A 7,263-nucleotide genomic window follows, 5' to 3' on the forward strand; every position below is an offset into this window, starting at 1 on the left:
GTGTCCAGCCGCTCACGGCTGACAGCCAGGATCTCTTTCAGCATGCGGGCGATGTTGCCGCTGATCATGACCTCGGACAAAGCCGGGCCGACCACGCCGCCATCGATGCGGAAGCTGTTCTTGATCACGCCCGAGAAGTCGCCGTTGGCTGCCGGCATGCCCATCGACAGTCGGCCGACGATCGCACCGCGCTCCACCTGACCCACCAGCTCGGCGCGCGATGTCGTGCCGGCCGCCACTTCCCACCCGGACGTCGTCGGCACATGGGCCAGGCCGGTCTTGCGGCTGCCATAGAGGCTGGGCAGCAGCGTCTGCAGCCGACCCTCGTTCAGCACGCTGACAGGTGGGGTGTTGAAGGCATCGCCCGACAAGGGCACCACGCCGGGCGCTGCGAAACGGCTCGTCAGCCCCAGCAGCGGCGAGGCAATCGCCTGGCCCACCTGGTCGCGGTAGAGCGAGCTTCCGGCAATCAGCTGCGCATCGCCCAGTTGGCCCAGCAGCCAGCCCAGCAGGTCATCAACGGCGTTCGGCGTGAACACGACTTCGCCGACGAACTTGGCGCTGAAGCGCTGGGTGTCGATCTGCTGCGAGGTGTCGCGCATCATCTCGCCGAGGCCGAACCAGGCCTCGGCGGACTGGCCGGCCCAATCGTGCGCGTCGCCGCCCCCATAGTTGAACGAGCTGGCGCGGTCGCCTTCGCGTGCGGTGCCAAAGGCGCTGAGCGACAGCCAGCCGGCGCGGCTGGCCAAATCGCTGCCACCCGTCGTCAGCGTGTGCGRCTGGCTCAGGTGGTGCGCGGTGGCGCCCTCTTCGAGCGTRAAACGCGGCGTCTCGCGGGTGCGGAAGGCCAACAGCTCGGCCATCGTGTCGGCCAACAGCGTCGGGTCAGCCTCCAGCGGGCCCTGCGCGATGCGCGCGCGCTGGTTGGCAGACACCGCGTTGGCCGCGTCCTGCGGTGCGGCTTGCGCGGCGGCGTACAGCTCGGCGACGCCGTGGCGCAGCGACGCCTCATCGAGGGAACTCAGCTCGGTGCTGGCGCGCCGCCCGTCGAGCAGGCCCAGCAGCGACACGCGGCTTTGCTCGGTGCTGCGCATCAGGCTGGGCTCGTTGTGGGCCACGTTCAGCTCGCTCTGGCGATGCCACCCGACGCTCACCTGCGCCTGGTCAAAGCCTTGCGCTCGCATCAGGCCCAGCACCTGCTCGGCCTGGTCACGCAAGACGGGGTCGAAGTCTTGTGCGCTCATGTTCATTCACCCCCCATGTGCGCCCGCGCCCGCAGCGCAGGCCCGCCCATCGACACGACCATCGGCTGTTTCTTGCCGCAATAGCCGCTGCAGCTCCAGTGCATGTCGTTGGACACCGCGTCGACCGACTGCAGCACCTTGATCGCCGAGCCGGACACCGTCGTGTCGCGGATCGCCGGGCCCAGCTTGCCGTTGTTGATCTCGTAAGCCAGGCTGATGCCGAACATGAACTCGGTGGTCGAGTCGGCCTGGCCGTTGGCCGTCTTCATCAGCAGGTAGCCGCTGTCGACGCCAGCGATCATCTGATCCAGCGTCGACTGGCCCGGCAGGATGGCCGTGTTGCGCATGCGCACCAGCGGCTCATCGCTCGGCCCGTAAGCGCGCGCGCTGCCGGTAGTCGGCACACCCAGGCGGGCTGCCGTCTCGCGGCTGTTCATGAACTCGGTCAGGATGCCGTTCTTGATCAGCCAGGCGTCGCGCGCCGGTGTGCCCTCGTCGTCGGCATAGACCGGGATCATCACCTCCTGGCCGTCGAAGTGGTGGGCGTAGTCGACCATGCTGATCAGGTCGCTCGCGACGCGCTGACCCAGCAGCCCGCCCGTGACTGCGCCGCCGAGCACGATATCGGCCTCACACGGATGGCCCATTGCCTCGTGCGCCAACATGCCGGCCAACGGCGGCGCCAGCACCACCGTCTGCAGGCCGCCGCGCGCGGCCACCGCGTCGCACTTGGCACGCAGGTGGCGGTGCAGTTCGTCCAGCTGCGGTGACAGTGTGTCGATCGACCAGTCGATGTCGGCCAGGCTGCCCTTGCCGGACACCTGCTCCGTCAACTCCACCGGCGCCCCATCGGCCGATTGCGCGACAAACACCACCTGGCACAACGCACGCTGGATGCTGGCCAGCGACTGGCCGCCGGTGCTGGTGGCCAGCCACTTGGTGTGGTGCTCGTCGCTGACGATGAAGCGGATCGACTTCAAGCCTGGGTAACGCTGCTTGCACCAGGCGTTCAATGCGCCCAGGCGGTCCTGAATCTCGGCCTGGTCCAACGCTGCGCGGCCATGGTAGACATGCTCGCCGCGGTAGCCGCCCATCGGCAACACCACCGACGAAYGCTGGCCGAAGCGCGCCATCGCCTGCACGTTGTCACGTGACTGGCGACCCACGCGCTCCGTGGCGTCGGCCCCGGTGCCGGGCACCGACGCGAAGCCCCAGTAGCCGTCGCGGTAGACCCRGGCGCTGGTGCCGCCTTCGCTGATGCGGCTGTTCTGCGTCAGGTTGCCGTCGATCATCATCACGCGGGACTTGCGCAGCTCGTGCTGGCGCAGTTCGCTGTACTGCAGGCCGGCCAACAAGGCGGGCGCTGACAGGGCCGGTGGGTTCAAGCTCATCCATGTCTCCCTGGCACCTTGTGGGCACCTGCTGCTGGTGTAAAGCGGTCGATCAGGGGTTGTCGTGTTCGAGCCGTTTGCCCAGGCTCACCACGTTGTCGTCTGCGTATCCCAACGCCGCATAAAAGGCCAGCACGGCTTCGTTGCCTTGCCGGACCTGAAGGTTGATTTTGGGGCAGCCGCGCTCGCGCAGCCGCGCTTCCGACCAATCCATCAATTGGCGGCCCAGACCCCGTTGCTGGCGCGACGGATCAACCGCCAGGTAGTTGATCCAGCCGCGATGGCCTTCGTAGCCAGCCATCACGGTGCCGACGATGTCGGCGCCGTCGGCCATCACGCCGAACAGCTCCGGCTGCTCGGCGAGCTTGCGTCGAATGTCCTTGGCCGGGTCGTTCCAGGGGCGGGTCAGGCCGCAGCGCTGCCACAGTGCCACGACGGCGGGTTCGTCGGCATCCTCAAACGGGCGGATCTGGAACGTCATCGGCCACCCTTTTCCTCAGCCACCGGCTTGAGCGCCGAGCAGGTAGTCCTGCTTGCCCAGGTCGACACCGTTGTGGCGCAGCAGCGCGTAGGCGGTGGTCACGTGGAAGAAGAAGTTCGGCAGCGCCCAGTGCTTGAGGTAGGCCTCGCCCTTCAACGTGCGGGTCTTGTCGCGCCCGACCGGGAAGGTGATGTCGATCTCTTCGCGCCCGTCGAGCTTGTCAGCCGGCACGGTGGCCAACCATTCGAGCGTCTTGGTGATGCGCGCGCGCAGGTCAGCGAACGTGGTCTCGTTGTCCTCGAACTTCGGCGCCTCTATGCCCGAGATGCGGGCGACAGCCAGCTTGGCGGCGTCGCAGGCAATGCGGATTTGCGCAACGAACGGCAGCATGTCCGGCGCCAGGCGCACGCCGACCAGCACGTTCGGATCGAATTTGCGCACCGCCGCATTCGCCTCGGCCTTGGCCAGGCAATGGTCCAGATTGGCCAAGCCGGTACGGAAGATCGGCAGGCTGGCGGAAGACAGGGTGATGGCCATGGTGGATCCTTGTTGTCTCAGGTGGAGCGCCATGATACGCAGCGGTTCTGCGCCAAGGATCTGGCCTCGGAATCAACCCCAGACCATCCTCGGGGAGGAAATGCACGAGACTGAAAACGCGCTCTGAACGCGCACAGCGCACGCAAAAAAGGGCCGAGACGCCGCAGAGCGTCTCGGCCCTTTTTGTTGGAGGGTCGTCAAGCGCGCTCGGCCACCCAGCCGGCCACGCTCGCCAAAGCGCTGCTGAGCTTGCTGGCGTCGGTGCCGCCGGCCATCGCCAGGTCAGGCTTGCCGCCCCCCTTGCCGCCGACCTGCTGGGCGACGAAGTTGACCAGCTCGYCGGCCTTGACCTTGCCGATCGAATCGTTGGTCACGCCGGCCGCGAGCTGGACCTTGCCGCCGTCGACCGCCGCCAGCACGATGGCTGCGGTCTTCAGCTTGTCCTTCAGCTTGTCCATCGTCTCGCGCAGGGCCTTGGCGTCGGCGCCTTCCAGCGTCGCGGCCAACACCTTGATGCCTTTGACATCGACAGCTTGCGACAGCAACTCGTCGCCTTGCGAAGAAGCCAGCTTGCCCTTCAGCGCAGCGACTTCCTTCTCCAGCGCACGGACGTGGTCCAGCACACTGGCGACACGCGCCGGCACCTCGTGCGGCGAGACCTTCAGTGAGCCGGCCAGGCCGTTCACCGTGTTCTCCAGGCTTTGCAGGTAGGCCAGCGCGTTCTCGCCGGTCACCGCCTCGACGCGGCGGATGCCGGCAGCGACACCGCCCTCGCCCACGATCTTGAACAGGCCGATGTCGCCGGTGCGGCCAACGTGGGTGCCGCCGCAAAGCTCCTTGCTGGAGCCGATGCTGAGCACGCGCACCGTGTCGCCGTACTTCTCGCCGAACAGCATCATCGCGCCGCTCTTCTGCGCATCGTCCAGCGCCATCACCTCGGCTGAAGCGCCGGCGTTGGCCAGGATCTCGGCGTTGACGATGGCCTCGACCTTGGCGATCTGCTCGTCGGTCATCGGGCCGGTGTGCGCGAAGTCGAAGCGGGTGCGGTCAGCGTTGACCAGCGAACCTTTCTGCTGCACATGGCCGCCCAGCACTTCGCGCAACGCTTTGTGCATCAGGTGGGTCGCGCTGTGGTTGCGCACGGTCTTGGCGCGGCGCTCGGTATCGACCTTGGCGGCAAACACGTCGCCGACCTTGACCTCGCCTTCGACGACGGTGCCGTGGTGGCCGAACACGTCGGCCTGGATCTTCAGCGTGTCGTCGACAACGACGCGCGTCGTCCCATTGCGGAACTCGCCGGCATCACCGACCTGGCCGCCGCTTTCGGCGTAGAACGGCGTGTGGTCGAGCACGACCACCACGTCGTCACCGGCGCGAGCCACATTGACCGGACTGCCATCGACATAGACGGCGGTGACCTTGGCGCCCTCATGCACCAACTCGTCGTAGCCGTGGAAGGTCGTCGGCGTGCCCTCGTACGCGAGGCCCTGCGCCATCTTGAACTTGTTCTTGTCGCGAGTTCCGTCACGCTGCCGTTGCATCGCGGCGTCGAAGCCGGCCTGGTCCACAGTGATTCCACGCTCGCGGCACACATCCGCCGTCAGATCAACCGGGAAGCCATAGGTGTCGTGCAGCTTGAACGCGGTGTCACCATCGAGCACGGCCGGCTTCGCAGCCAGCGCCGTCTCCAGAATCTCCATGCCGCGCTCGATCGTCTGGAAGAAGCGCTCTTCCTCCTGCTTCAGCACTTCGGTCACCCGTGCCGCCCCCGCACGCAGCTCGGGGTAAGCCTCACCCATCTGCTCGACCAGCGCCGGCACCAGCGTGTAGAAGAACGCCTTGCGTGCGCCCAACTTGTAGCCATGGCGAATCGCGCGACGCGCGATGCGGCGCAGCACGTAGCCGCGGCCCGCGTTGCTCGGAATCACGCCGTCGACCACCGCGAAGGTGCAAGTGCGGATGTGGTCGGCAATGACCTTCAGGCTCGGCGAGTCTTTGTCACTGTCGCCACCGCCAGCGGCGTCGACCGCCTTCTTGGCCGCGGCCAGCAGCGCGACGAACAGGTCGATCTCGTAGTTCGAGTGCACGTGCTGCAGCACCGCGGTGATGCGCTCCAGGCCCATGCCAGTGTCGACACTGGGCTTCGGCAGCTTGTGCATCACACCGTCTTCGGTGCGGTTGAACTGCATGAAGACGTTGTTCCAGATTTCGATGTAGCGGTCACCGTCTTCGTTCGGGCTGCCCGGGGGGCCGCCGGCCACTTCCGGGCCATGGTCGTAGAAGATCTCGGTGCAGGGGCCGCAGGGGCCTGTGTCGCCCATCATCCAGAAGTTGTCACTGGCGTAGCGCTTGCCCTTGTTGTCGCCGATGCGCACGATGCGCTCGGTCGGCACGCCGACGACCTTGTTCCAGATCTCGTAGGCCTCGTCGTCTTCTTCGTAGACGGTGACCCAGAGCTTTTCCTTCGGCAGCTTGAAGTGCTCGGTCAGCAGCTCCCAGGCGTACTGGATGGCGTCGTGCTTGAAGTAGTCGCCGAACGAGARGTTGCCCAGCATCTCGAAGAACGTGTGGTGACGCGCGGTGTAGCCCACGTTGTCGAGGTCGTTGTGCTTGCCGCCGGCGCGGATGCACTTCTGCGAGCTGGTCGCGCGGTTGTAGGGCCGCTTGTCGACGCCGAGGAAGACGTCCTTGAACTGGTTCATCCCGGCGTTTGTGAACAGCAGCGTCGGGTCGTCGCCGGGCACCACCGGGCTCGAGGCGACGATGGTGTGGCCCTTCGATTCGAAGAACTTCAAGAACGTCTGGCGGATCTCGGAGGCTTTCATCCGGGGCTTTCTGGGTGCATGCCGCGCGGTGGTGCGCGGAGGGAGAGGGAAACCAAAAGGGGAACTGGCGATTATTCCAGTTCGCGCGCGAGAAACGCGAACAGCCGCTCATCGCCCGAGAAGGCGACGTTGAAGCGCATCCAGTCGGTTGGCTGCAACTCGGCGCGGAACAGGTGGCCCGGGCCGAGCATGATGTCGGCCTCGGCCGCGCGGTTGGCCAGTGCCGGGGCATCGGGCAGCTTAGGGTGGCGTGCCCAGAGGAACATGCCGGCCTTGGGCTCGGCGAACAGCTCGAAACCCAGCGCCACCAGCTGACCACCGACACGCTGGTGCGCCTCGKCCAGGCGCTCGCGCAGCGACTTCAGGTGCTTGCGGCGGCGGCCGTCGAGCAGCGCGCTCAGCGCCAGCCGCTCGCCAAACTCGGCCGAGGTCAGGCCCGAGATCATCTTCAGCTGGGCCAGGTCTTCCAGCAAGTCCGGGTGGGCTGCTAAGAAGCCGACGCGGATGTTGGGCGAGATCGTCTTGGAGTAGCTGCCGATGTAGATCACGCGGGTCAGTTGGTCCAGACTGGCCAGGCTGGGGCGAGGTTCAGGGTCCAGCTCGACGTAGATGTCGTTCTCGACGATGGTCAGGTCGTGTTTCTCGGCCAGTTGCAGCACCCGGTGCAACTGGCCCAGCGGCGCAGCAGAACCGGTGGGGCTTTGCAGCCGCGGCTGGGTGAAGAAGACCTTGGGCCGGTGCTCGGTGACCAGCGCTTCCAGCGCGGCCAGGTCATAGCCCTGAGG

At 66.5% G+C, this 7,263-nt stretch carries 6 protein-coding genes; all 6 read right to left on the bottom strand.

The window, feature by feature from the left end:
* Positions 1 to 1,244: metallopeptidase TldD-related protein (locus AC1DYI_RS22340; protein ID WP_477206334.1), on the bottom strand; the 1,244-nt coding region annotated here is incomplete at its 3' end.
* Positions 1,245 to 1,246: 2 nt separating this feature from the next.
* Positions 1,247 to 2,635, bottom strand: a complete 1,389-nt coding sequence (locus AC1DYI_RS22345) for a TldD/PmbA family protein (protein ID WP_477206335.1) — start codon at positions 2,633 to 2,635, stop codon at positions 1,247 to 1,249.
* Positions 2,636 to 2,687: 52 nt separating this feature from the next.
* The gene (locus tag AC1DYI_RS22350) at positions 2,688 to 3,116 is read right to left on the bottom strand and encodes a GNAT family acetyltransferase (protein WP_477206336.1); all 429 of its coding nucleotides are present in this window, start codon (positions 3,114 to 3,116) and stop codon (positions 2,688 to 2,690) included.
* A 15-nt stretch (positions 3,117 to 3,131) separates the two neighbouring features.
* The gene (locus tag AC1DYI_RS22355) at positions 3,132 to 3,653 is read right to left on the bottom strand and encodes a DUF1993 domain-containing protein (RefSeq protein ID WP_477206337.1); all 522 of its coding nucleotides are present in this window, start codon (positions 3,651 to 3,653) and stop codon (positions 3,132 to 3,134) included.
* A 197-nt stretch (positions 3,654 to 3,850) separates the two neighbouring features.
* On the bottom strand, positions 3,851 to 6,478 hold the full coding sequence (gene alaS, locus AC1DYI_RS22360; protein ID WP_477206338.1) for an alanine--tRNA ligase: 2,628 nt from the start codon (positions 6,476 to 6,478) through the stop codon (positions 3,851 to 3,853).
* Between the two features lie 71 nt (positions 6,479 to 6,549).
* The coding region (locus AC1DYI_RS22365) for an aminotransferase-like domain-containing protein (RefSeq protein ID WP_477206339.1) at positions 6,550 to 7,263 on the bottom strand (714 nt) is incomplete at its 5' end.

Source organism: Ideonella sp. P3_A4, assembly GCF_056403075.1.